This window comes from Acinetobacter lactucae, assembly GCF_001605885.1.
In the GTDB taxonomy this organism is placed as follows: Bacteria; Pseudomonadota; Gammaproteobacteria; order Pseudomonadales; family Moraxellaceae; genus Acinetobacter; species Acinetobacter lactucae.
On record NZ_LRPE01000009.1, the window covers coordinates 179263 to 203751 of the forward strand.

Genomic DNA, 24489 nt, shown 5'->3' on the forward strand with positions numbered 1-24489 from the left:
AAAAAGTAATGGACATTTCTGTTTAAAAGAAATGCCCATAAAAATTTATAGTATCGCTGCTAATTCAGCGCCTTGGCGTATTGCACGTTTTGCATCTAGTTCACCTGCCTCTTTAGCGCCACCAATTAAATGAACATTTTTTCCATCTGTTTTTAGTTGATCATACATTGCAGTAAATGACTCTTGGCCTGCGCAAATCACAACATGGTCAACCTCAAGTACACTTGGTTGCCCGTCTATCGTTATATGTAAACCTTGATCATCTACCTTGTCGTATTGCACACCTGCAAACATTTTGACCTGACGATTTTTTAGTCCTGTGCGATGAATCCAGCCTGTTGTTTTACCTAAACCAGCGCCTACAGCAGCAGTTTTACGTTGCAATAAATAAATTTCTCGTTCAGATGCCTCAACTTTTGGCTGCTTTAAGCCACCCACATGTTCATATTGAGTATCGATTCCCCACTCTTCATAGAACTTTTCTGGATTTAAACTGCCACTTTCACCTTCGTGAGTAAGATATTCAGCTGTGTCGAAACCAATACCACCTGCACCAATAATGGCAACACGTTGTCCTACTGGCACACGCTCTTTTAGAACTTGTAAATAGCTCAGCACTTTAGGATGATCAATTCCCTCAAACTGCAATTGACGAGGTGTTACACCTGTTGCAACCACAATTTCATCAAAATTTGCTTGGCTTAATTCTTCGTAAGTCGCTTGATGATTTAATACAAGTTCAATGTTTGGTCGCAATTCAATTTGACGGCTAAAGTAGCGTAATGTTTCGTAAAACTCTTCTTTACCAGGAACTGTTTTTGCAATATTAAATTGGCCACCAATTTGATGACTTGCCTCAAACACTTTAACTTGATGCCCGCGATCGGCTGCATATACTGCAAAACTCAGCCCTGCTGGACCCGCGCCAATCACAGCGATATTCTTTTTAACCTGAGCTTCTTTAAAAATCAGCTCAGTTTCATAACACGCACGAGGATTGACTAAACAAGTTGCAATTTTCATTGAGAAAATATGATCTAAACAAGCTTGGTTACATCCAATACAAGTATTAATTTCATCACTACGACCTTCACTTGCTTTCAAGACAAATTCAGCATCCGCTAACATTGGGCGTGCCATAGACACCATATCAGCATGACCAGATGCCAATACATGTTCAGCCATTTCAGGCGTATTAATTCGGTTAGAAGTAATTAAAGGAATAGAAACTTCACCTTTAAGTTTTTCAGTCACCCAAGTAAATGCAGCACGAGGAACTTTGGTTGCGATTGTAGGAATACGTGCCTCATGCCAGCCAATACCTGTATTGATAATTGTTGCACCTGCTTTTTCAATTTCTTTTGCAAGCTGAATCACTTCATCAAAACTTGAACCACCTTCAACTAAATCAAGCATCGACAGACGATAAATGATGATAAAATTTTCACCAACTAAAGCCCGTGTGCGCTTTACAATTTCAATTGGAAAGCGGATACGATTTTCGTAACTACCACCCCATTCATCATCACGATGATTCGTACGCGCTGCAATAAACTCATTAATTAAATAACCTTCAGAGCCCATGATTTCTACGCCATCATAGCCCGCATACTGAGCAAGTTTGGCGCAGTTAGCAAAGTCATCAATGGTTTGTTGCACTTCGGCAGAACTTAAAGCTTTAGGCTTAATCGGGTTAATCGGTGCTTGAATTGCTGAAGGTGCAACGTTATTTGCCTGATAAGAATAACGACCCGTATGTAAAATCTGCATAGCAATTTTACCCCCAGCTTCATGGACAGCTTGGGTAATCACTTTATGTTTTTCAGCTTCTTCAACTGTATCTAGTTTGGTCCCGTGGCTAAATACAACACCATCATCATTTGGAGAAACACCGCCAGTTACAATTAACCCCACATCACCTTTCGCACGCTCAGCATAAAACGCAGCCATGCGCTCATATCCTTGCGGTGCTTCTTCTAATCCAATGTGCATCGACCCCATAAGCACACGATTTTTTAAAGTAGTAAAGCCTAAATCAAGTGGCTTTAATAAATGTGGATAAGCTGACATATTTTCTCCTATGGCTAGCAATAAGCTTGCTAATGCAACTTGTTGCATAAATTTATAATCAAATTTTGACTTTTATGCAACATGTTGCATAATCTCATGAGTCACACTTTACTTTTGCTTACAAACTGGATTGCCATGTCACTTCCTCATGTTTTATTGACCAGCTTGCTTGAACGTCCAAGTACAGGGTTTGAACTTGCCCGCCGCTTTGACCGCTCAATGGGCTTTTTCTGGAATGCCACTCACCAGCAAATTTATCGTGAACTCAATAACATGCTTAAAAAAGGCTGGGTTTCCACTTTAGAAAATGAAATGGATAATGGCCGTAAAAAAACCTATCAGGTCGAACAACTGGGACGTATCGAACTGGCTTCATGGATGACTCAACAAAGTGAACCTGCGCAGCTTCGTGATGATTTAATGGTTAGATTGCGTGCAGAAGCACAATTGAGCAATAATCAGATATTACCTGAACTGTTAAGGCATCTTGGTTTACATCAAGAAAAGCTAAATCTTTATCAAAGTATTTATGATAAAGATTTTAAAGACAGTGATGATCTAAATGACCGTGTGTTATACATTCACAAAATGATCTTAGAACTTGGAATTACGATGGAAAGTGAATGGATCAAATGGTTGGAACAAGTCATCCCTCAATTAAAACGCTTTACCCAAGATAACCCATCTGGAGAATAGCCATGCCGTATTACACCATGCCCGATCAGGAAAATTTATTTGTACGCCGTGTTGGTCGTGGTGAGCCTGTTTTGGTTTTATCTGGTCTTGGCATGCAAAGTTGGCAGTGGCTACCGTTTATTTATGCAAACCGCAAAGAATATGAATTTATTATTCCAGACTGGCGCGGTTTCGGTGGTTCAAAAAATTGTGCAATTCCCGAACAAGACGCTATTTCTAGTCACTGGCAAGATGTTGCTCATTTAATAGATCAATTAAAACTCGATAACTTTATCTTGATGGGCTATTCAATGGGTGCGACAACTGCTATGCATGGTATGAAACATGCTCAACTGGCACAGCAGTTAAAAGCCTATTTACATATTGATCAGACACCAAAAATATCAGTAGATTCGACTTGGGAATATGGTTTATTCGGCACTCTTCACACCCAATTCAAACAACTGCTAAATGATATTTATCAATTATTATTAAAGCATAAAAACGCCAAATATCTTTATGAGCTATCGCTTCCAGATCGACAAGAACTCGTTCGTCTTTGGGTAGATTTTATTGAGTTACAAAGTAGTAACCCATTTAGCCCTCTAGTTTTTAAAACTGCCTTAAAGCAACCGTTTCTACAAAAATATTTATTACCTATTCAACGTTTGGATTACTTGTTTTGGTATGTTGAAAACTATCTTTATCACAATGAAGATTATCGCGAAGCGATTCAGCAGTTAGCATGTCCAACCACTTTCTTTATTGGTCGCAATTCGACACTTTATCCAGAAACTGGGCAGACACTGATTGCACATAGTGTTGAACATGCAAAAGCAATATATTTTGAACGCTCAGGCCATACACCTTTATTAACCGAGCCAAAAAAGTTTGGACATGAAATCAATACATTCTTATCCGAACTCAAACATGCTTCTTAAAAATAAAGGGATCTATTTACTGATCCCTTTTTAAAATCTAAAAATAATTAAGCTGAATGAGCTAACTCTTTCGCTTTTAATTGCTCCAAAACATTTAACAAAAGTTGTTCTGTTTTTTCCCACCCTAAACAACCATCAGTTACTGACTGGCCATAAGTCATATCACAAGAAATCTTTTGGTTACCATCAACCAAATGACTTTCAATCATGACACCTCGAACTTGTGTTTTTAAACGTTCAGCAACGATTTGCTGTAAAACTTCCGGCTGACGCAATGGATCTTTACCACTATTACCATGACTACAATCAATCACCAGAGCAGGTAGATTTTGTTTATATTTTTCGCGAATCGCCTGAATTGAAGCCAAATCGTAATTTGGTCCATGATTTGCACCACGCAAGATCAAGTGCGGTAATGGATTCCCAGCACTCTGAATCACTGAAGGCAAGCCTTGTTGATTCATTCCTAAAAATTGATGTTCATTCTGCGCGGATTGAATCGCATCTAGTGCAATCTGAATAGAACCATCAGTACCATTCTTGAAACCAATACTGTATGGCATATGACTTGAGATTTCACGGTGAATCTGAGATTCGCTTGTGCGAGCACCAATTGCACCCCAAGCCAATAAATCATCAAAATAGCCAGTTGCCATTGGACTTAAAATTTCACTGGCAATTGGCAAACCTTTTTCAATAATCTGTAGGTAGAGTTCACGAGACTTTTCTAAACCAAGTTGTAAATTTGATGAACCATCTAAATTTGGATCATACATGAAGCCCTTCCAGCCCACTGTTGTACGTGGTTTTTCAATGTATGTACGCATCACGATAAAAATCTGATCTTTAACTTTTTCTTGTAATTTTTGCAGTTTTTCAGCGTATTCAATTACTGCAACTGGATCATGAATTGAACAAGGCCCTGTAATTACCATTAGACGATGATCTTTGCCATTAAGAATATTTTGAATAATTTGGCGATGTTCGGCAATTTGACGTGCAAAAGTGTGTGCAAGCGGATATTTCGCTTTTAACTGGATAGGTAAACTAACTGGTGTTTCTTTTGTATTAGTTTGAGTCAGTAAAGTATTTAGGGCATTCATTGGTTTTTTCCTTTGGACTGCAATCTAATCAGTCCGATCATTTATTTGAGCGTTTTGGATCTATTCGTTGGTAAAGGTAAGCAAAAGTAAAACCAATAAAAGTTGCTAAAGTACGAATAAGTCATGTTGTTCATTTTAAGTTCCTCGATTCTAAAAAGATAAAGCATAAAAAAACCTGATCGGGGTTGCCGATCAGGTATTAACTGTGATGGGCAACTTTCTCATGCCCGAATACGCTCAGGCAACTATATAAATTGCCAAAAGTAATAGTAAGCGTTAGTGTTCACAGATTGATTTAACATCTTTATCTCAAATATTAAAAAATGTTCCTTAAATCTAAAATACGCATTGTTGATGAGTTTGACAAGTCTTTTTTTTGAAAAAAACTTCTTATTTTCTCGCTTAAGATTTGATTCAATGATGCATTAACGAATCAACCCTTGAGGTTGCAAAATAATTAAACCAGCTCCACAAAGCACAATTAGACCACCTAATATATCCCATCTTGTTAATCCCACCTGATCAACAAAGCGTAGCCACATAAGCGCAGTAAAAATATAGATACCGCCATAGGCCGCATAAATGCGCCCAGAAGCTGCCGGATGTAAAGTCAACAACCATACAAAGATAGCCAGACTTAAGACCGTAGGTAGCCACAGCCAAGCCGACTTACCCTCTTTTAAAATCAGATAAGGAAAATAACAGCCCAGAATTTCAGCAATTGCTGTGATAATAAATAACCCGAATACACTGAGTATTCGGGTTATAGCAAGACTATCAATTAACATAAGTTATGCTGGTTCTGCCGTATGATGATCTTCAAAAACTTCAAGTTTCAAGCCGACAGCTTTACCATCTTCTTTTTTCACTGATACGGCCACATTACCACCATGATCTGCAAGTTCACCAAACAGAATCATTTCAGCGAGTGGTTTTTTCAAATGTTCTTGAATGAGACGTTGCATTGGACGGGCACCCATCAAACGATCATAACCATTTGTTGCTAACCAATCTCGTGCACTTTGATCGACATCAAGAACAACTTGTTTTTCATCCAATTGCGCTTGTAGTTCTGTCAAGAATTTGTCGACTACAGACTCAATCACAGTAGTTGGTAATGCTTTGAATTGAATAACGCCATCTAGACGGTTACGGAACTCTGGAGAGAAAGCACGTTTCATCGCCTCTTGGTTATCAGAACTATGATCTTGTTCCGTGAAACCAATGCTCGCGCGAGAAATACTTTCCGCGCCAATATTCGTAGTCAAAACAATAATCACATTTCTAAAGTCTGACTTACGTCCATTGTTATCCGTCAACGCACCATGATCCATGATTTGTAGCAATAGATTAAACACATCTGGATGTGCTTTCTCAATTTCATCAAGCAACAAGACACAATGCGGATTTTTATGAATCGCATCAGTAAGCAAACCACCTTGGTCATAACCCACATACCCTGGAGGTGCACCAATTAAGCGTGAAACTGCATGACGTTCCATATATTCAGACATATCGAAACGTACAAGCTCTACACCCAATAATTTCGCCAACTGCTTAGTAACCTCAGTTTTACCAACACCAGTTGGGCCAGCAAAAACAAAACTACCTACTGGTTTATCTGGTGATTTTAATCCAGCACGAGATAACTTGATCGCTGAACCTAATGCAGTAATTGCTTCGTCTTGACCAAACACCACACGTTTCAAGTCACGCTCAAGATTTTCAAGCACTGACTTATCATCTTTAGACACAGTTTTTGGTGGAATACGAGCAATCTTAGAAACGATGTCTTCGATATTCTCTACGGTAATCAAGCTATCATCGCTTTCAGCTTTCAAACGACGTTGAGCACCTGCTTCATCAATCACATCAATTGCCTTATCTGGCAAGAAGCGATCATTAATGAACTTAGCAGAAAGTTCTACAGCTGATACCAAAGCCTTATCGTCATATTGTACGTGGTGGAAATCTTCAAACTTAGTTTTCAATCCACGTAAAATATCAATCGTTTCCGAAATACTTGGCTCATTGACATCAATTTTTTGGAAACGACGTGATAACGCATGGTCTTTTTCAAAAACCTGACGATATTCTTGGAAAGTCGTTGAACCAATACAACGTAAAGTACCATTAGCTAAAGCTGGCTTAATGAGATTTGAAGCATCCATTGTACTGCCCATACTTGAGCCTGCACCAATGATCATATGAATCTCATCAATGAATAAAATCGCATTTGGATTTTTCTTCAATGCATTAAGCAGTTGTTTTAAACGTTTTTCAAAGTCACCACGATATTTGGTTCCAGCAACCAATGCACCAATGTCTAGACTATAAATTTCAGCCTGACTTAAAGGTTTAGGCGCCTTACCATTCACAATTAACCATGCTAAACCTTCAGCAATCGAGGTTTTACCAACGCCGGGATCACCCACAAGTAATGGGTTATTTTTACGACGGCGGCATAGAATTTGTGCTGTACGCTCAATTTCTTTTTCACGACCAATCAGTGGATCAGTTTTGCCTTTTTGCGCTTCAACGTTTAGGTTTAACGTATAAAGTTCTAATGGTCCTGCATTACCTGTGCTAGTTTCACCTTCAATATCTTCAACTTCTTCTTCAACTTGCACTTCGTCTTTACGTGTCCCATGAGACAAGTATTGAGTTAATGTCAAACGATTAATTTGATGACGTTTAAGTAAATACACAGCAAAAGAATCACGCTCTGAATACATTGCAACCAAAACATCCGCACCTTCAACAGTACGATCGCCGCCACTTGATTGCACGTGGAAAATAGCACGTTGCAGAATGCGGTCAAAACTTTCTGTAGGATGTGGAGCTTGCTCGCTATTTTCGCCAAGCTTAGGAGTATGTTGTTCTACATATTCTTCTAATTCTTTACGCAAAGAAACTATATCAGCCCCGCATGCTTTTAATGCATTCACGGCCGAATCGTTGTCGAGTAGTGCTAATAATAAGTGTTCGACTGTAAGAAACTCATGTCTCTTTTGACGAGCCATGCTAACAGCCAAACGTAATGATACTTCTAATTGACGACTGAGCATGTAACCCCCTTATGCTTTAGGCTCAATCTGGCAAAGTAATGGATGACCTTGAGATCGAGCGTAATTATTAACAAGGTTTGCCTTAGTTTCCGCGATGTCTCTTGGATAGACTCCGGCAATACCTTTACCTTCATAGTGTACTGTTAGCATTACTTGAGTTGCTTGGTCAAGATTCATTGCAAAGTATTGTTGTAAAATTTCAATTACAAAGTCCATTGGAGTGTAATCGTCATTCATTAATACGACTGCATATAATGGGGGACGCTTGAGTTCTGGAGGAGCTGTTTGTACGACAACCTCTCCATCATGATCTTCGTTTTGCGAATCACTTAAGCGTGGATGGAAGTGCCAATCGACATAGCCAGACTGCTGAAAAGAAGCCTTGATATCTTTTAAGTTTGTTTGACGCTTATTTGTTCGCATAGGATGTTACTATTGTGAATTTGCTTCAGCTTGAGGAATTTCTGCTACAAAAGCAGAAGATGTTTCGACAGGTTTACCGCGCTGCCAACTAAAACGTTTAATAACTGGTGTTTCAGAGCCACCTGTTAAACGCACTTCAATAAATTGAGGCGTAAAACCTTTAGGCATCGTCCAACGGCCTGTTAAGCGCTCAAAATCAGTAAAGTTAAAGTTCTTCGCTTCAAGCGGCACGACTAAAACCTCTGTATCTTTGATCAATCTTATTTCAACCGATCCTAGAGCACGGCGCTTACTTGGGCTTACTTGGACTAAATCTAGCTGATATTCATAAGCATTTTCAGGTAAAGGCTTAATTGCCAGATTTTGAACCGTTAAGCTTAAACCACCACGTTGTCTCAAAATCTCACGGTAGATATTACTCATACCTTCTTGCTGAGTCTTATCGGCGTTCGCTTGATTAAGCGCTTCAAACAAATCATTCGCATTCGTCACAGCCACATCACGCTCTTGCACCGCTGCATTTAAGCTTTTGTTAACTGCATCTAAAGCTGTTTTTTGCTTTTGCACCACTTCAACCAATTGCTCCGCATCTGCATCGTAACCAACAACAGTTAAACCTTGACGGTGCCCAATTGTATAGCCGAGCGCAAAACAACCACTCATTAAAATAGCAGCACCAATAAACAAAGGCTTATTGGTGTTTAAAAAATTTTTCTTTTGCAACGAACTTTCTACTGAAGTCGTCTGTCCAGAGTTTTGCATCGTCATCTCAGTGTTCAAGATCAGAGTCAAGACACACATTTAAATCGAAATTTAAATGTGTGTGAAGCAAAAAAGAGTTTTTTATGGTAATAAACCAATCCCTTGTAAGCCTTCATCTTCACTAAAGCCAAACATAAGGTTCATATTTTGTACAGCCTGACCAGATGCACCTTTTACAAGGTTATCTTGAGCCGCCAAAATAATCAGTTTATTTGGTTGTGGTTTATACAAAGCAATACGAAGCTCATTTGCACCGCGTACACTACGTGTTTCAGGTGAACTATTTGCAGGCATGACATCTACAAATTTTTCATTAGCATAGAAGTTTTCATATAAAGATTGTAAATCTGTCTGCTTACCCGCTTCCGTTAAGTCTACATAAATTGTACTCAACATACCGCGAATCATTGGCACTAAATGGGGAACAAACAAGAGCCCTTCAAAGCCACCTTTTTGGCCTGCAATATTTTCTAGAGCTTCTACAATTTCCGGATGATGGCGATGACCTGCAACACCATAGGCTTTAAAGTTATCTGCATTTTCACTATAAATCATGCCTAAGCTTGCTTTACGGCCAGCACCAGAAACACCAGATTTCGCATCAATAATAATATTTTTTGTTTCAATGAGTGCTTGTGCTGATTTTAACAGTGGCGCTAAACCTAATTGAACAGTCGTCGGATAGCAACCTGGGTTACCAATAACTTGAGCTTGTTTAATTTTTTCACGGTTTAACTCAGTTAGACCATATACAGAATCTTTTAATACATCAGGGCAAGCATGCTCCATACCATACCATTTTTCAAACTGCTCAAGATCTTGTAAGCGAAAGTCTGCTGCTAAATCAATTACTTTAGTTCCAGCTGCAATCAACTCTTTGGCATGCTGCATCGCAACGCCGTGTGGAGTTGCAAAAAATACAACATCACATTCTTTTAATGCATCAATGTTTAAATCTGAAAATTGAAGATCTGTATGGCCACGTAAATTAGGGAACATATCTGCAACTGGTTTGCCCGCTTCTGTACGTGAAGTAAGAACTCGAACCTGCGCTTTAGGATGTCGTAATAAAATACGTAATAGTTCAACGCCTGTATAACCCGTTCCACCAACAATTCCGACAGAAATCACGTGCATTACCTCAATTTTTGAATCTATACTTGGGCAGTAGTATGACAGGATGTCCAAGCTTACAAAACCATTTCATGCTTGGTAATTTTAATTTTTTAATTTTAGCGACAATTAGATAGTACTTACTGGACTGTCATAACCACATAAATATCAGCAAATAAATACCAGATTAATTTTTGGAGAGCTAGGATGCTTCAACAATCAAAAGAAACAAAATTACGCACGTACCTTGGCTTTAGCACATTAATTTTAAGTGTGGCCCTTACTGGTTGTGGAGGTGGAGGTAGTAGTGGAGGCAGTTCACCAACTACACCAACGCCTGTTGACCCTACACCTGAAGCAACAACTGATGTTACTTTAAAAACCCCTGTAGAAATGCGTAATATCCAACTTAAAGTATATGACAACACCAATAACGCTGTTTTGTTGGATACTTCAATTACAAGTTTAAACAGCTTTAATGTCAAAATTCCTACTGCAAAATTGAATCGTTTATATCGCGTAGAAATTACAACTCAAAGCTCATCTCAAGTGTTTGACCCACTTACTTCGCAGTACCAAAATTTATCAGGTATTTATCATGCATTTATTACACCAAATACGGTAAGTAGCAGAACCCAATTCATTAGCCCAAGTAGTGAAGCGGTTTACCAACGAGCTGTCATACGTTCGGGACAACTCCCTCAAGAGACAATCGACCCAACTCGTATTGAGCAATTACATGTGGACTTAGCTTCTCAAGATGTCTACAAATCATTAATGAATGCATTTAAAGACGCCGCTATTCCTAGTTTAAGCCCAGCTAATCCATTAACAATTTTAAATTTACAGCAGTATTCAACCAAACAACCTAGTACATATGTAGATAGCTACCTTAGCTTTGGCTATTTACAATATTGGTCAGCAATTCATGGTGAAGCAAGCACCTACCAAGAACTCGTTAAAAGTTTAGCAACTGATTTAAAAGATGGCTTTTTAGATGGTAAAAAACTTCATGGCGATCAAACATCCTTCACCCCTATTTTCACCCCTGCTCCTGATAATATTGATCCAGCAAAAAATACATTGTTAGATATTGCTGCCAATCAAAAAGTAACGCGCGATTACTTTGGAACCAACCTAAAAGCATCTACTTTGCAATTAGCTACAGCCAATTCCCAGCAGTCTTTAGATCAAACGGGCTATGAACTTCTGCAAAAGAAACAATATACAGGTGTTGTTCCTACCGTAAATTCAACGACCTTTATTCGTATTGACGGTGCTGGAGATTATCGTAGAGCTGTTGGATTTACTACTACAGCGACTTGTAATGGGTCGACCTACCCATGCAAACAAGGCCTAACCAGCATCAACCTATCAGATCCAAACCTACCTGCTACAGACTATTTGATTGGTCACTATGAAGACACTTCAAATGGATGTCAGCTTAATTTCCGTGCGAACGGTCAAATCGACTTAAGTAAAGGTTCTCAAATTTATCGCACTGCTCTAAGTGCTGATAGTACCGATAATTTATTGCAAACAGATGCTGCCAGCTCAAGTTATTTACTCAATTCAAGTTCAGCCGAACCAAATAACTCGACGCAACAATACAACTTCATACAATTATCTATTAAAGCAAATAAGATTATGAGTGCTAAAGCAGGTTTAGATAGTCGGAAAGCACCCGATAACTTACAAACACCTCAACTAGAATGTAGTTTTAGTTAAGCTGAAACATACCACCATGCAGGCAATGGATTTGATTTAAGTTGTCTGCGGTGTTTTTGAAAATATGGATCATATTTTTCGACTTCCGCCCAAAATGCAGGGCTATGGTCAAAATGCTTGGTATGCGCCAACTCATGAATAGCCACATAGCGAGCAATTTCATGTGACATGAGTACCAGGCCTGCATGTAGCATAATATTATGTTGGCTACTACAACTTCCCCACCGAGTTTTCGGGCGGCGAATTGTACACTCCCTATAATTTAAATGAGTGTACTCACTTAATTCTTTTAAAAGCTCGGGTAATTCTTGCTTCGCATAGGCAATAACTGCACTTTGCAATGCCAAATATGGCTGTGTATCTTTAATAAATAATCGACGACTTTCCCAATCAAATTGAAAAACACGATGCTGTTTTTGAACAATCACTTGAAATGGCTGTTCTTTATTAAAAAAATAAATTTCTGAAGGAATATCAATGGATGCCGATTGGACGTTTTGTTGTTTATTCCACGTTTCGGTTAACCATTGTTCAGATTGGGCTAAAAAATGCTGAATTTGCTTCTTACTACAAAATAAAGGAACCGTAAGGCGGATTGAAGCAGGCTCAACACGTAAGCGCAATTTTCTTGCTCTTACGTGTCGAACGATTTTAATCTCTGGCATTTTTGCAGACATTACTGTGCTGTACGCTCTTCAATACCATTATTTGTTGCAACAATTGCAATCGTTGCTGGATTTAAGGCAAAGATACCGTTAGTTACTACACCAGGAATATTGTTAATTGTTTTTTCGAGCTCAATAGCATTTAAGATATTGAGATTGAAAACATCTAAAATCACATTACCGTTATCTGTAACTACACCTTCACGATAAACCGGATCCCCACCCAAACTTACCAATTTACGAGCTACAGCCGAACGCGCCATTGGAATAACTTCTACAGGAAGTGGAAAATCACGTCCAAGTTGATCAACCCATTTTGAATCATCAACAATACATACAAATTTCTTAGCAATTGATGCCACGATTTTTTCACGTGTTAATGCAGCACCACCACCTTTAATCATATGCATATGACGGTCGATCTCATCTGCACCATCAACATAGGCATCTAGGCTACCCACATGATTCATGTCTACAACTTCAATACCGAGCTTTTTAAGACGATCAGCAGTTGCTTGAGAACTTGCCACAGCTGCTTCTAATTGTAATTCAGGTAATAAATCAATTAGAAAATTTACGGTACTTCCAGTCCCAACCCCCAAAATGCCACCTTTGGGTAAGTGTTTTAAAGCAGCTTTCGCAGCAGCTTGTTTCTTTTCATCTTGGGTTGCATATAGACTCATGACATCACTCAACTATTTTTTGACATTTATGCACCAATAAACGGCGCAAATGCACAAGGGTTTGCTACAATAATTTCCTATTTTAAACTGTTATAGGGAAGATGAACATGCTGTCTCGTGTGGTACGACAAATTTTACAAGCAACGGTTTATGATGTTGCAATTGAAACACCTCTCGAAGCAGCTCCACGAATTAGTCAAAAATTAAATAATACAATTCGTTTTAAGCGTGAAGATTTACAACCCGTTTTTTCTTTTAAATTACGTGGTGCCTATAACCGTATTAGTCAATTACCTAAAGAACAACTTGAACGTGGGGTGATTTGCGCCTCTGCAGGCAATCATGCTCAAGGCGTTGCATTGTCAGGTCAAAGACTAGGCATTCCCGCGATTATCGTTATGCCAAGCACAACCCCTGATATTAAAGTTCAGGCAGTTAAACGTTTAGGTGGTCAAGTTGTGTTACATGGCGATAGCTTTGATATCGCAAATAAATATGCTCAACAACGTGCTGAAGTTGAAGGTCTTGTATTTATTCCGCCTTATGACGATGAACTTGTCATTGCAGGTCAAGGCACAATTGCCAATGAAATATTACGTCAATGGCGTGATGTAGAATATGTGTTTGTTGCCGTAGGTGGTGGTGGCCTTATTTCAGGCGTAGCAGCTTACCTTGGAGAAGTTGCACCGCACGTAAAAGTGATTGGCGTTGAATATGAAGAATCTGCTTGTTTAAAAGCAGCGTTAGAAGCAAATGAACGTGTAATTTTGCCTCACGTAGGCTTATTTGCAGATGGTACAGCTGTTGCACAAATTGGTGCTTTACCATTTGATATTATTCGTTTGCGAAAATCTGATAACTCAGGTCCGATTGTTGATCCTGATATTGTCACTGTGAATACAGATGAAATCTGTGCAGCAATTAAAGACACATTTGATGAAAACCGCAGCATTGTTGAACCTTCTGGAGCAATGGCTTTAGCGGGTATTAAAAAATATATTCACGAACACAAAATCAGCAATAAAAATATGGTGTCGATTGTTTGTGGCGCCAATATGAATTTTGACCGCCTACGTTATATTGCTGAGCGTACCGAGTTAGGTGAGCAACGCGAAGCGATTTACGCGGTTACCCTATCTGAAGAAAAAGGTGCATTCTTAGGCTTCTGCCGTGCTTTACAAGGTCGTAATATCACTGAGTTTAACTACCGCGCAAACAATACAGAGGAAGCACAAGTATTCGTCGGTATTAGTTTGAAAGGTGGAGATGCAGAGCGCCATGAAATTTTGGAACAATTAAAACAGCAAGATTACATTGTAGATGACCTTTCTGACGATGAAGTTGCCAAATTACATATTCGTTATTTAATTGGTGGTCATGCAAATCTAGATGATGAAAGATTGTTCCGTGTTGAGTTCCCTGAACGTCCGGGTGCGCTCTTAACATTCTTAACTCGTTTAGGTCCAACGCACAACATTACCCTCTTCCATTACCGTAATCATGGTGCAGCAGAAGGACGTGTTTTAGTTGGCTTACAAGCAACCGATGCGAAACAAAACCCTGATGGATTGATTGAAACGCTTGAGCAGATTAATTATCCATATGCAGAAATTACTGATAATGTCGGTTATAAACGCTTCTTGAAATAATCTTTAATTTTGATGAAGAGGCCGACAAAGTTGTCGGCTTTTTTATACAATTCTTTTATATTTCTATCATCTTTACATTGCATCTCTTTATCTTAAAGAAAATATCCTTAAAAATAATGATCTAACTCGGAAAAAAGGACCAACATGGCACAGTTCGCAGTCATTGGCTTAGGTAGTTTTGGAGCAACAGTTGCTCAAGAGCTCTCAAAATTAAATCATGATGTTATTGGCATCGATACGGTAAAAAAGAATGTCGAGAATCTCGCCGATGTTTTAACTCATGCCGTCATTGCTGATGCTACCGACGAACATGTGCTTGACGAATTGAATATCCAAAATTGTGACGCAGTTGTAGTGGCAATTGGTGAAGATATTGAAGCCAGTATTTTGTGTGTGCTGAATTTAAAAAATTTGGGAATTGATAAAATTTGGGTAAAAGCAAAAACCAAAGCTCATCACACCATTTTGTCACATCTCAATATCAATAAAATTATTCATCCTGAAGAAGATATGGGAGTAAGAGTTGCTCAAGCCCTTAATTATCCGATGGTAAGTCGCTATATGTCTTTAGAAGACGACCATTACATTATAAAAATTGAAATCCCAGATAAACTTAACGGTATTAATTTATATGGCATTATGCAGCAAGCTCCTCAGGTCAAAACATTGCTCGTAAAAAGACAACAGCAGATTTTGTTTGAAACTGAAGAAAATTTTACTTTGCAAACACATGATATTCTTATTTTAGAAGGCCATCTCTCGCAGTTAAAGAAACTTTCTAATTGCTTTATATAAGAAAACGAACTCTAGAATATGTCTATATATCCCAAGCCTCATAAAACATTAAATTTAAGCCCTCCTTCACTTTTAGCGCTAGGGTTCTTAGGCTTTATTACTTTTGGTACTTTATTGCTTAAATTGCCATTTGCGAATACAGGCAATGTCAGCTGGATGGATGCGCTTTTTACAGCCACCTCAGCAGTTACAATTACTGGTCTATCTGTTTTAAATATTCATGAATCTTTTACCCTCTTTGGGCAAACTATTATTTTATTGTTGATTCAATCTGGCGGTTTGGGTTTTATGACTTTTGCGATATTGGCTGCATTAAGTTTATCTCCCAAAGTTGGTCTTAAACAGCAAATGATGGCTCAAGATAGTCTCGGACAAACAAGCCTATCAAAAGTTACTTTTGTTGCTAAAGGAGTTGTCACCTACACCCTTATTTTTGAGCTGATTGGTACAGTTATTCTTACCGCTGCTTTTGCACCAACATATGGATTTGCTCGTGGTTTATATTATGCGGTTTTTTACAGTATCTCCTCATTTAATAATGCAGGTTTTTCATTATTTTCCAACAGCTTAATGAATTTCCAAAGTAACTATATTATTTGTATAACCATTAGCATACTTTACACTTTAGGTGGCCTTGGTTTTTTAGTTCTCATGGATATTAAACAAAACAAAAAATGGAAAAAACTAACTCCCAATAGCAAGCTTATTCTGACAACGATTGCTATTATTAACCTAGTTGCCTTTATTTTAATATGGGCTTTAGAAGCTCAAAATCCTGCAACTTTAGGGATGTTAAACTCAGGTGAACAAGCATTAAATGCTTGGTTTCAAGCAACAGTTCCTCGATCTTCAGGATTTAATACCATTGATACGGGTGCAATGACCAACAGTAGCTCTTTACTGATGATGTTACTGATGTTTATTGGTGGGGGTTCACTGAGTACAGCGGGTGGAATCAAAGTTGGAACCTTTGTCATTTTAGTGCTGAGTGTAATTTCATTTTTACGCCGTACAGATGAAATTAGAATATTTAATCATTCTGTATCTCATGAAACGACCTATAAAGCATTAGCAGTCACTGCTATTACTAGCATACTGATTTTTATAGGTTTCTTTATTCTTTTGCTTTTAGAGCCTAAAGCAGATTTTATGAATTTACTTTTTGAAGTTGTTTCAGCAGCGTGTACCGTGGGTCTGTCTCGTGGAATCACACCAGATTTACATAATGGTAGTTTATTCATTTTAAGCCTACTTATGTTTGCGGGACGACTTGGACCTTTAACACTCGCCTATTTAATTGCTACTCCTAAAAAGAGTCGACTCAAACACCCTCAAGCCAACATTCAAATTGGATAATAAAAAAGCCGCTTTAAAAGCGGCTTTTCTTATAGCGTTTTTAGTACCAATTCAACAGTGATACACCCAAACCAGCATAAGTTGCTCGATGGTTATAATCAATCAAGCTTTCACCGTAACCATTAAACAACTGGAAATGTCCACGCAGCTTGCCACTGATTGGAAAAGCCCAATCAAATTGCACAGCACCATGAGAATCATTACCACCTTTCAATGAATGACGCAGCATTAAAGAAAAGTCATTCTGCTTCCACTTATAAAACGCTGTTAAATCACCACGACCAATGTAATCTTCCATATCCGGATTATTATCATCTTTACTATCTTCTTCAAGACGAATCCATGGACGAAGCATTAAAGCAAAGTTACCTCGTTCTAATCCAACGTTAAAAATTACACGGTTCCAGCTACGAGATAATGGATCTGAGCGACCATTTGACTGATGGTTTAAGGTTACCCCAAGCAAACGCCCATCTAAACCTAGCAATTCATAGTTCGTTCTAAACATCAAACTTGCTTCTGGCTCATAGTTGGTTTCACGGAAAGGGCGAGATTCTTCAGCATTAAATGTCTGCCAACGTGAAGATTGCGTATAACCTACCCATAAATCTCCATTATTTCCAAAAATATTTTCCCAAGCTTTGGTTTTAAAAGAAATCTGAAATTTACTTTCGGTTGATTTTAGATTTTGAGCTTCAGTCACTGTATTATTTGGATTCGGACTACTTGGGAATTCATTTTTATCAGTGGTCCAATATACAGGTAGCAAATAGACTGGTTGATAAGCACGAATATTCCAAGCACCTAATTTACTTTCTTCAGACAACTCCCAACGTTGATCAAGTAAAGAAGTCGTCGTTTCAAGTTTAGGCGCTTTCCCAATAAGTTTGATATTACTTACCGTGTCAACAACCTTCTCTTTAAATGTTTCTGGTTGAACAGCAGGCTGATCAATTTTTTTAACAGGCTCAGGTATTACCGCAGCTTGCAAAACAGGTAAAGCTGCTGGTTTAAATACAGAGTCGTAACAAGCCAGACGATCAGCATTCGAAGCAAGAGCAACACATGCATCAACTGTGGCAGGGTTTGCAGGTGCTAAGGTATCAGCATATGTTACAGACGCACATAAACAGCTAAGCACGATTCCCATGCTTGGCTGTAAAGATGTGCGTTCAAATTGTCTGAACGCCATGTTCATCTCCAATTTTTATTTTAATTAACTTGTTGAATGGTGAAACCTAGCTGTTGCAATTCATCGCGTTTCGCAAATGGCGCAACTACAGCTTTTACAGGTGTTTGCTCTACTAAATATTGACGAGCAACGCGCTGTAAATCGTCTAATGTTACATGCAACAGCCTTTCACGCAAAGTACGGCGGAAAGCTGGTGTTCTCGCATGCAACAATGCATAACATGCTGTAATCGCTTCCCCGGCTGGAGAACCTGGTTTATCCATACTTGCTACTAAACCAAGAATCGCTTCTTCAAGCTGATGAGGTTGTTGCTCTGTATTTAATAACCATTGCACACTTGCTTCAAAGTCTTTAAAAGTCTCTGCTAAACGTGGGTCACGGTAGCTAAAGAAACGGAATGAACATGCATTTCCATCATAACTAGCACCGCCACCATAAGCACCACCTTTTTCACGGATAGCACTGTGCAAGAATCCATTACGTAAATAAGCTGCCAATACCATTAATGGAGCCGCATCTGGATGCGACACTTCTACCGCTTGATATGCAGACGCACAGAATTGGACATTTGCCTGAATTAACCACGCCTCATGATTATTATCATTAGCTTGTTCTACTTGAGTTAACTCAGTTGTAGCTATATCAACATTCAATTTATCCCAAACATTCTGGATTTCTTCAACCAAACGTTCAGATTGATGTTCTTCACACACAAGTAAGAACTGTTTAGGTGCTTGCAATAATTTGCTATGAATACGCTTTAATTCTGCAATTAATTCGTCATAAGCAGCATCATCTTGAGTAATTTTAGCAACAAGCTCACCCAACCAGTTCAATGCACCTAAACCCGTGTTTTGATAGTCACGTTGAGCCAAGGCACTCATATTACGAGATGCAATCTGCATCGCATAGCTATGACCTGATCCAGATAAACGAGATTGCCAACGTGTTTTACGTTGCTGCAGTAACTCGATAATTCGTTCTTTCTCATCAAAGCGAAGCTGTTCAAATGCTAATTTTAATAGATGAATTGCATCAAATTTCTGAGTCAACGATTTAGTCGTTAAAGTTAACCAAGCACTAATTTTATCTTTATCGTCAACTTTACTACGTAATGAAGCACCCATTCCCAAACCACCACTTACAGCCGTTTGTAAGTTTTGCAGTTCAAGATAGTCATACTCACCTGCACCGACTTCACCCATTAAAATAGAAAGCAAATTGAAATAAGGTGACTTCACAATATCTTCAGGAATCTGAATAAGTACTTGTTGATAGTAAATACCGTTAGTACCCGCATGGTACAAGTTCAACGGTGTATCCATACGATTACAAATAATTTCACGTAACTGTCCTTGCACAATATGCAAGTCAGCAGGTACATCTTCCAAACCTACTTTCGGTAATAATTCAAGGTTATCTGGAGTATCCTGACGTTCCTCTAGAGCTTTGGTCTTAGCAATGATTTCAGCCTTATCAGCGTCTGTTAGCTTTTCACCAATAGCCGCTAAACGAGCTTTTTCCGCTTCTTGCTCTTTTACAGACTTGGTCGGATCTGGAACTAAAGTCATCTGTACGCGATGAGGGTTGTCGAGTAAATGTGTTTGAATCAGATTTGATAACCACATTGGGTCTTTCAACTCTTCTTTAACTTGTGCAATTGCGCTGTCGACGTCCCAGATTTGAATTGGGTCATTATGGTGAATCGCACCACTTAAACCATTTAAAATTAGACTTAAACCATATGGTGTACCATCACCATTAATTTCACGTTGATGTAACTCGATTTGATGCAAAATTGCATCAACTAAATTACTATCAATTGGTTTTGCAGCAACATCACGCAGAATATTTAAAACACCATCTCTAAAACTTTGAGCATGTTCAGGATTTGAACCTTGAACGCCACAATAGAAAGTCATTTCAAAATTACTATCGTCTACGCCCATCAATGGACCTGTAGATTGAGCATAACCACAAGTTTCTAGGTAATGACGGAGTGGAGAAGCCGAGTTTTCTAACAAAATCCCTTCCACTAAACGCATTCCTAAACGCAATTTAATATCATTTGCTTCTGGCAATAACCAAGATAGAACATGATAAGTCTTATCTTTTAAATCATCGCTATCAACGCCATAGTTTTCTGTTACTTCAATTGGCGCAGCTAAACGTTTTTCAGGCTTAGAATATAAAGTTGTACCCGCGGAAAACTTATGTAGAGCTAGTTTTTCAAATTGCTCTTGTAATTCATATGCTGTCTGATTACCAAAGGTCATGAATACAGCATTACTTGGGTGGTAATGTACTTTATAAAACTCGACTAACTGATCATAAGTTAGGTCAGGAATATCTTTCGGGTCACCACCTGAGTTGTAATGATAGGTTGTTTCAGGGAATAAATGATGAGCCAACTGATGATAAAGCTGGTCAGACGGCGCACTCATCGCGCCTTTCATTTCATTAAAAACAACACCTTTATAAACAGGTTGGCCATTTTCAAGTTCAATACGAATACCTTCTTGAGCAAAATCAAGTGGATTCAAATTGGCAGCAAATGCCGCATCAAGATAAACAGAAAGTAAGTTTTGGAAATCTTTTTTGTTTTGGGTAGCGAATGGATATGCAGTCCAATCTGCTGCTGTAAACGCGTTCATAAAAGTATTTAAAGAACGACGAATCATTAAAAAGAATGGATCACGTACCGGAAACTTTTCAGATCCACACAAAGCCGTATGTTCTAAAATGTGTGCCGTGCCTTTAGAGTCCATAGGCTGTGTTCTAAAAGCAACAAGAAATACATTTTCATCATAATCAGTTGCCAAGTGATAATGCACCGCACCTGTGACTTTATGCTTATATTCAGACACTAAAATATCTAATGCTTCTACATGGTGCTGACGTAGCAACTGAAACGCAGGGTGAACAGTTTGAGAAATGGTTTCAGTGACATCTACAGTCATGTGATCTCCTAACATATCGGATAAGTGAATAAGTCTCATTATAGCCTGAGTCAGCTTGAGATTGGCGAACAAAAGCCAAGTAAAATACTATGTTTTTGTTGAGTATTAGTTTTCATCAGCACGGCTTTGATATCAAGCACATAGCCATGAATGTTTTATCCTAACAGAACAAAAGCTTTTAATTCTATGTATGAGATAGATATTGAATAAAAAAGCTTATCAAGTTGATGAGCTTTTACTTAAAAACACTTATCTGAAAAGATTTATTCATCTAAAAATGGCTTATTAAATTCAGACATTCACCCATTACGTCGAGAAATTATAAAAAATAATAACTATCAAATATTTAAATAATCAACTAAACGATCTTTTTAGCAAAGTTACTATGGGGTGTGTTTATTTCACAATATCCCATATTCTTATAAAAAGTAGCAGCTCTATTAGTATCTGTATATAAAACGATTTCTACAAAATGTTTTTTTTGCATGTTGTTCAATAATACTCAATAAAAATTTTCCAATTCCATGGCATCGATAAGAAGGATGCACATAAAAACGCCTTAATCGACCAAGCCCTATATCTTCAGTGGCATTAATGCCTCCAATAGCGATTATTTTTTCATTCTCTTGAATGCCAAATAAAGCCTCTCCTTGCTCATTAAAACGATTTTGGCCAGATTGATATTCGTTTATCAATCTATTAATAAATCTAAAACCCTCTTTCTGGGCAATCAAACTCAATTCAATAATTTGCTCTGGCAACTCATCAAATTTTTGTATTAAAAACTGATCTAAAGAATCTTCTAACAACAATATTTCTCCACTAATTTTTGATTTAACTGAATTTTATTCAACAAACTACAGCAAATCCAAGCAATGGTGTAAACTTAGCTAACTGATTTTTTTATTTTGTGACAACACATATGGCAACTGTAGATCTTTTTGCAATTGGTAATGCATTAATCGACCAAGAATTTAAAGTGTCTGATGATTTTCTTAATCAGCAAGGCTTGCAAAAAGGCACAATGCAGTTGTCCGATTGTGACACCCAATCTGCTCTTTATGCAGAGTTAAGACAACACCAAGACTACAAAGGTCAAGCGAGTGGCGGTTCAGCGGCAAACACAACTGTGGCCTTTAGTGCATTAGGCGGAAGTGCTTTTTATGGTTGCCGTGTTGGTAATGATGATTTAGGTTCAATTTATCTACAAGGTTTAAATGAAGCTGGGATCCAGACGACTCCAAAATCGATTAGTGAAGGCGTGACAGGTACTTGCATGGTACTCATTAGTCCTGACTCTGAACGCACAATGCATACCTATTTAGGTATCACTGCTGAACTTTCTCAAGATCAAATCGATTTTGAACCATTAAAAACAGCAAAATGGCTTTATATTGAAGGTTATCTTTCTACAAGTGAAACAGCGCGTAAAGCTGTAAAACAAGCCAGAGAAATTGCCAAAGCAAATGGTGTTAAGATTGCTTTATCTCTTTCAGATCCTGCGATGGTGCAATACGCTCGCGATGGCTTAGAAGAACTTATGGATGATGGCGTAGATTTATTATTTTGTAATGAACAAGAAGCCTTAATGTATACCAATACAACAACTGTAGAAGACGCTCTTGCTCAATTACGTTTTAAAAATCATACAGTAGTCATTACACAAAGTGCTAAAGGTGCTTTAGTCTCTAACTCTACTCAACATTTCCATGTTGCAGGTCGTCATGTAGAAGCAGTTGATACCAATGGTGCTGGCGATGCATTTGCAGGCGCATTCCTTTATGCCCTAAACCATCATCAAGATTTGAATGCTGCTGCACAGTTAGCCGTGTTAATTTCAAGTGAAGTTGTTTCCCAATTTGGCCCACGTTTAGCGATTAATGATTATGCTAAACTTCTTGAAAATTTTCAGAAGGAATGTGCTTGAAATGGAAAGGATCTGTATGACGGAAGAAGTTCCTGAGCGTGAAGCTAGAGCTTTTGACACTTTACAAGGAACTACTATTTTCATTACTCAACGTGATGGCGCATTCTATGCTTATCAAAACTTATGTCCTCACTTGCAAACAGAGCTTGAATATTTAGAAAATCAATTTCTTGATCAAGATCAAGAATACATCCAATGTTCTACTCATGGTGCTTTATTTACTGTGGAAACAGGTGAATGTATCTCAGGTCCATGTTTAGGTGATTTTTTAAATAAAGTTGAGATTAAAGTACATTCAGATGGCGGTATCTATATCGTAGACTGAAGCGATCAACATTAGAGTTTCTGCCATGGCTGATTTCTTTTTCAATTATTATCTTATGCCATTTCACTTAAGTGTAGTGGCTTTGATATTACTCAGCGTGGTAGAAACCATTGGTATGTATATTGGACTTCGTCCAAGTCAATTACTCAAAAAAATTGCGCCTGTTTGGCTTTCTAACTCACCACTACTTAACGTTAAATTTTCTAAAGCTTTAATTTTCGTTTTTTTACTTATCAATTTTAGTTTTGCAGGTTATTTTTTACAGCTCTCTTTTTTTGCAATCCAGCATTATTTTATTTCACCGTTTTATTTAATTGTCCCCGCTCTTGTGATCGCCATCTTTTTTACTGTGTTCATGATTCACTGCCTAGACCAAGTAATTAAGCCAAAGCTTACTCATACCAACTATAATCTTTTAGGGCGATTAGCGACGATTTCCAGCGGTAATGCTCGACCTGGATTTTCTGCCCAAGCCCGTGTCCGTGATGAATTTGGCCAGCTCCACTACGTTCAAGTCGAACCAGAATACGGTGAACTCGAATTATACTCTCAAGTTATCCTTGTAAGAGTGCATAAAAGCCATTATGTAGCCAAGAAAATTTCTGTATCAAACGATCTTTTCGCCCCCGATTAAACTCTTACTACTATTCTATTTACTTACTGCTTTTAGCAGGCTTCATTACGTCTATATTTTATTATTTTCTTTTTAATTAATTATTTATTATTCCAACTATTTTAGTTTGAAATAAAACTTACAAATATTATATAAAACCATTTTAGTTGGTATTATTTTAAAACAAACCATTTTAATCAACTTAAAAAATTTATTTACAAGTGTTTTAGTAGGATTTAATAATTAATTCAAACTATTTTAGTATGGTATTTATTTTAAAATACTAAGTATTTGTTTTACATAAATTAATTATTTAAATATTCATTTAAAATATATTTAATGTTTATTTTTATTATATTTTGATTAATAATAAATTTAATATCAAATGAGGTTTAATTTATGAGCCTTAATTTTAAAAATCTTAATGGTCGTTTAGTTAAA

Annotated in this window: 21 protein-coding genes; 9 read left to right on the top strand and 12 right to left on the bottom strand. The window is 37.9% G+C overall.

Annotated elements, in window-relative coordinates:
- Nucleotides 1-45: 45 nt before the first annotated feature.
- Complete coding sequence (locus AWW73_RS04545) at nt 46-2070, bottom strand: NADPH-dependent 2,4-dienoyl-CoA reductase (RefSeq protein ID WP_062848897.1); 2025 nt, start codon at nt 2068-2070, stop codon at nt 46-48.
- Between the two features lie 135 nt (nt 2071-2205).
- On the opposite strand from AWW73_RS04545, the gene AWW73_RS04550 reads away from it, so the two are divergent.
- Together AWW73_RS04550 and AWW73_RS04555 are read left to right on the top strand one after the other, a co-directional pair.
- On the top strand, nt 2206-2766 hold the full coding sequence (locus AWW73_RS04550; RefSeq protein WP_062848898.1) for a PadR family transcriptional regulator: 561 nt from the start codon (nt 2206-2208) through the stop codon (nt 2764-2766).
- 2 nt (nt 2767-2768) lie between these two features.
- Nucleotides 2769-3686, top strand: a complete 918-nt coding sequence (locus AWW73_RS04555; RefSeq protein WP_062848885.1) for an alpha/beta fold hydrolase — start codon at nt 2769-2771, stop codon at nt 3684-3686.
- A gap of 47 nt (nt 3687-3733) precedes the next feature.
- Here the strand turns inward: AWW73_RS04555 and AWW73_RS04560 are convergent, their stop codons facing one another.
- The 6 genes from AWW73_RS04560 to argC form a co-directional block, all read right to left on the bottom strand.
- Nucleotides 3734-4789: a 3-deoxy-7-phosphoheptulonate synthase gene (locus tag AWW73_RS04560; protein ID WP_062848886.1), complete on the bottom strand. Its 1056-nt coding sequence runs from the start codon at nt 4787-4789 to the stop codon at nt 3734-3736.
- A gap of 425 nt (nt 4790-5214) precedes the next feature.
- A complete protein-coding gene (locus AWW73_RS04565; protein WP_005069026.1) occupies nt 5215-5577 on the bottom strand; it encodes a YnfA family protein in 363 nt (120 codons plus the stop codon).
- Nucleotides 5578-5580: 3 nt separating this feature from the next.
- Nucleotides 5581-7857, bottom strand: a complete 2277-nt coding sequence (clpA, locus tag AWW73_RS04570) for an ATP-dependent Clp protease ATP-binding subunit ClpA (RefSeq protein WP_031948515.1) — start codon at nt 7855-7857, stop codon at nt 5581-5583.
- 9 nt (nt 7858-7866) lie between these two features.
- On the bottom strand, nt 7867-8280 hold the full coding sequence (gene clpS, locus AWW73_RS04575; RefSeq protein ID WP_002121129.1) for an ATP-dependent Clp protease adapter ClpS: 414 nt from the start codon (nt 8278-8280) through the stop codon (nt 7867-7869).
- Nucleotides 8281-8289: 9 nt separating this feature from the next.
- A complete protein-coding gene (locus AWW73_RS04580) occupies nt 8290-9048 on the bottom strand; it encodes a DUF6776 family protein (RefSeq protein ID WP_080648702.1) in 759 nt (252 codons plus the stop codon).
- Nucleotides 9049-9123: 75 nt separating this feature from the next.
- The gene (gene argC / locus AWW73_RS04585) at nt 9124-10179 is read right to left on the bottom strand and encodes an N-acetyl-gamma-glutamyl-phosphate reductase (RefSeq protein ID WP_081409485.1); all 1056 of its coding nucleotides are present in this window, start codon (nt 10177-10179) and stop codon (nt 9124-9126) included.
- Between the two features lie 183 nt (nt 10180-10362).
- Here argC and AWW73_RS04590 point away from each other — a divergent pair, with 183 nt between their 5' ends.
- Nucleotides 10363-11883, top strand: coding sequence for a hypothetical protein (locus AWW73_RS04590; RefSeq protein ID WP_062848887.1), 1521 nt, complete (start codon nt 10363-10365; stop codon nt 11881-11883).
- Here AWW73_RS04590 and AWW73_RS04595 read toward each other — a convergent pair.
- Together AWW73_RS04595 and rpiA are read right to left on the bottom strand one after the other, a co-directional pair.
- A complete protein-coding gene (locus AWW73_RS04595; protein WP_062848888.1) occupies nt 11880-12560 on the bottom strand; it encodes a YgjP family zinc-dependent metalloprotease in 681 nt (226 codons plus the stop codon). The genes AWW73_RS04590 and AWW73_RS04595 overlap by 4 nt on opposite strands.
- Nucleotides 12560-13231, bottom strand: a complete 672-nt coding sequence (gene rpiA / locus AWW73_RS04600; protein ID WP_002046900.1) for a ribose-5-phosphate isomerase RpiA — start codon at nt 13229-13231, stop codon at nt 12560-12562. The genes AWW73_RS04595 and rpiA overlap by 1 nt, the downstream gene beginning before the upstream one ends.
- A 101-nt stretch (nt 13232-13332) precedes the next feature.
- On the opposite strand from rpiA, the gene ilvA reads away from it, so the two are divergent.
- The 3 genes from ilvA (at nt 13333) to AWW73_RS04615 (ending at nt 17031) form a co-directional block, all read left to right on the top strand.
- Entirely contained in the window at nt 13333-14880 is a 1548-nt protein-coding gene (gene ilvA / locus AWW73_RS04605; protein WP_014206951.1) for a threonine ammonia-lyase, biosynthetic, read from the top strand.
- A 144-nt stretch (nt 14881-15024) separates the two neighbouring features.
- The gene (locus tag AWW73_RS04610; RefSeq protein WP_057106394.1) at nt 15025-15675 is read left to right on the top strand and encodes a potassium channel family protein; all 651 of its coding nucleotides are present in this window, start codon (nt 15025-15027) and stop codon (nt 15673-15675) included.
- A gap of 18 nt (nt 15676-15693) precedes the next feature.
- Complete coding sequence (locus AWW73_RS04615; protein ID WP_062848889.1) at nt 15694-17031, top strand: TrkH family potassium uptake protein; 1338 nt, start codon at nt 15694-15696, stop codon at nt 17029-17031.
- Nucleotides 17032-17071: 40 nt separating this feature from the next.
- Here AWW73_RS04615 and AWW73_RS04620 read toward each other — a convergent pair whose 3' ends face one another.
- From AWW73_RS04620 to AWW73_RS04630, 3 genes are all read right to left on the bottom strand, one after another.
- Nucleotides 17072-18223 (bottom strand): phospholipase A, encoded by a 1152-nt coding sequence (locus AWW73_RS04620; RefSeq protein WP_062848890.1) that lies wholly within the window; start codon nt 18221-18223, stop codon nt 17072-17074.
- Nucleotides 18224-18243: 20 nt separating this feature from the next.
- A complete protein-coding gene (locus tag AWW73_RS04625; RefSeq protein ID WP_062848891.1) occupies nt 18244-21183 on the bottom strand; it encodes an insulinase family protein in 2940 nt (979 codons plus the stop codon).
- A 440-nt stretch (nt 21184-21623) separates the two neighbouring features.
- The gene (locus tag AWW73_RS04630) at nt 21624-21995 is read right to left on the bottom strand and encodes a GNAT family N-acetyltransferase (RefSeq protein WP_240491647.1); all 372 of its coding nucleotides are present in this window, start codon (nt 21993-21995) and stop codon (nt 21624-21626) included.
- 110 nt (nt 21996-22105) lie between these two features.
- On the opposite strand from AWW73_RS04630, the gene AWW73_RS04635 reads away from it, so the two are divergent.
- From AWW73_RS04635 to AWW73_RS04645, 3 genes are read left to right on the top strand one after another with little or no spacing between them, the layout of a single operon-like run.
- Nucleotides 22106-23110 (top strand): adenosine kinase, encoded by a 1005-nt coding sequence (locus AWW73_RS04635; protein WP_062848892.1) that lies wholly within the window; start codon nt 22106-22108, stop codon nt 23108-23110.
- Nucleotides 23111-23126: 16 nt separating this feature from the next.
- Entirely contained in the window at nt 23127-23435 is a 309-nt protein-coding gene (locus tag AWW73_RS04640; RefSeq protein WP_002121079.1) for a Rieske (2Fe-2S) protein, read from the top strand.
- A 25-nt stretch (nt 23436-23460) separates the two neighbouring features.
- Nucleotides 23461-24069 (top strand): OB-fold-containig protein, encoded by a 609-nt coding sequence (locus AWW73_RS04645; RefSeq protein WP_031948524.1) that lies wholly within the window; start codon nt 23461-23463, stop codon nt 24067-24069.
- The last annotated feature ends 420 nt before the right edge of the window (nt 24070-24489 follow it).

What these genes read in the sequence shown, in the direction of transcription:
- AWW73_RS04565 (WP_005069026.1), bottom strand. Translation starts at nt 5,577, where the DNA reads ATGTTAATTGATAGTCTTGCTATAACCCGAATACTCAGTGTATTCGGG.
- AWW73_RS04610 (WP_057106394.1), top strand. Translation starts at nt 15,025, where the DNA reads ATGGCACAGTTCGCAGTCATTGGCTTAGGTAGTTTTGGAGCAACAGTT.
- AWW73_RS04625 (WP_062848891.1), bottom strand. Translation starts at nt 21,183, where the DNA reads ATGACTGTAGATGTCACTGAAACCATTTCTCAAACTGTTCACCCTGCG.
- AWW73_RS04645 (WP_031948524.1), top strand. Translation starts at nt 23,461, where the DNA reads ATGGCTGATTTCTTTTTCAATTATTATCTTATGCCATTTCACTTAAGT.
- clpS (WP_002121129.1), bottom strand. Translation starts at nt 8,280, where the DNA reads ATGCGAACAAATAAGCGTCAAACAAACTTAAAAGATATCAAGGCTTCT.
- AWW73_RS04620 (WP_062848890.1), bottom strand. Translation starts at nt 18,223, where the DNA reads ATGGCGTTCAGACAATTTGAACGCACATCTTTACAGCCAAGCATGGGA.
- AWW73_RS04590 (WP_062848887.1), top strand. Translation starts at nt 10,363, where the DNA reads ATGCTTCAACAATCAAAAGAAACAAAATTACGCACGTACCTTGGCTTT.
- rpiA (WP_002046900.1), bottom strand. Translation starts at nt 13,231, where the DNA reads ATGAGTCTATATGCAACCCAAGATGAAAAGAAACAAGCTGCTGCGAAA.
- clpA (WP_031948515.1), bottom strand. Translation starts at nt 7,857, where the DNA reads ATGCTCAGTCGTCAATTAGAAGTATCATTACGTTTGGCTGTTAGCATG.
- AWW73_RS04595 (WP_062848888.1), bottom strand. Translation starts at nt 12,560, where the DNA reads ATGTCTGCAAAAATGCCAGAGATTAAAATCGTTCGACACGTAAGAGCA.
- AWW73_RS04550 (WP_062848898.1), top strand. Translation starts at nt 2,206, where the DNA reads ATGTCACTTCCTCATGTTTTATTGACCAGCTTGCTTGAACGTCCAAGT.
- AWW73_RS04615 (WP_062848889.1), top strand. Translation starts at nt 15,694, where the DNA reads ATGTCTATATATCCCAAGCCTCATAAAACATTAAATTTAAGCCCTCCT.
- AWW73_RS04635 (WP_062848892.1), top strand. Translation starts at nt 22,106, where the DNA reads ATGGCAACTGTAGATCTTTTTGCAATTGGTAATGCATTAATCGACCAA.
- argC (WP_081409485.1), bottom strand. Translation starts at nt 10,179, where the DNA reads ATGCACGTGATTTCTGTCGGAATTGTTGGTGGAACGGGTTATACAGGC.
- AWW73_RS04640 (WP_002121079.1), top strand. Translation starts at nt 23,127, where the DNA reads ATGACGGAAGAAGTTCCTGAGCGTGAAGCTAGAGCTTTTGACACTTTA.
- AWW73_RS04545 (WP_062848897.1), bottom strand. Translation starts at nt 2,070, where the DNA reads ATGTCAGCTTATCCACATTTATTAAAGCCACTTGATTTAGGCTTTACT.
- ilvA (WP_014206951.1), top strand. Translation starts at nt 13,333, where the DNA reads ATGAACATGCTGTCTCGTGTGGTACGACAAATTTTACAAGCAACGGTT.
- AWW73_RS04580 (WP_080648702.1), bottom strand. Translation starts at nt 9,048, where the DNA reads ATGACGATGCAAAACTCTGGACAGACGACTTCAGTAGAAAGTTCGTTG.
- AWW73_RS04555 (WP_062848885.1), top strand. Translation starts at nt 2,769, where the DNA reads ATGCCGTATTACACCATGCCCGATCAGGAAAATTTATTTGTACGCCGT.
- AWW73_RS04560 (WP_062848886.1), bottom strand. Translation starts at nt 4,789, where the DNA reads ATGAATGCCCTAAATACTTTACTGACTCAAACTAATACAAAAGAAACA.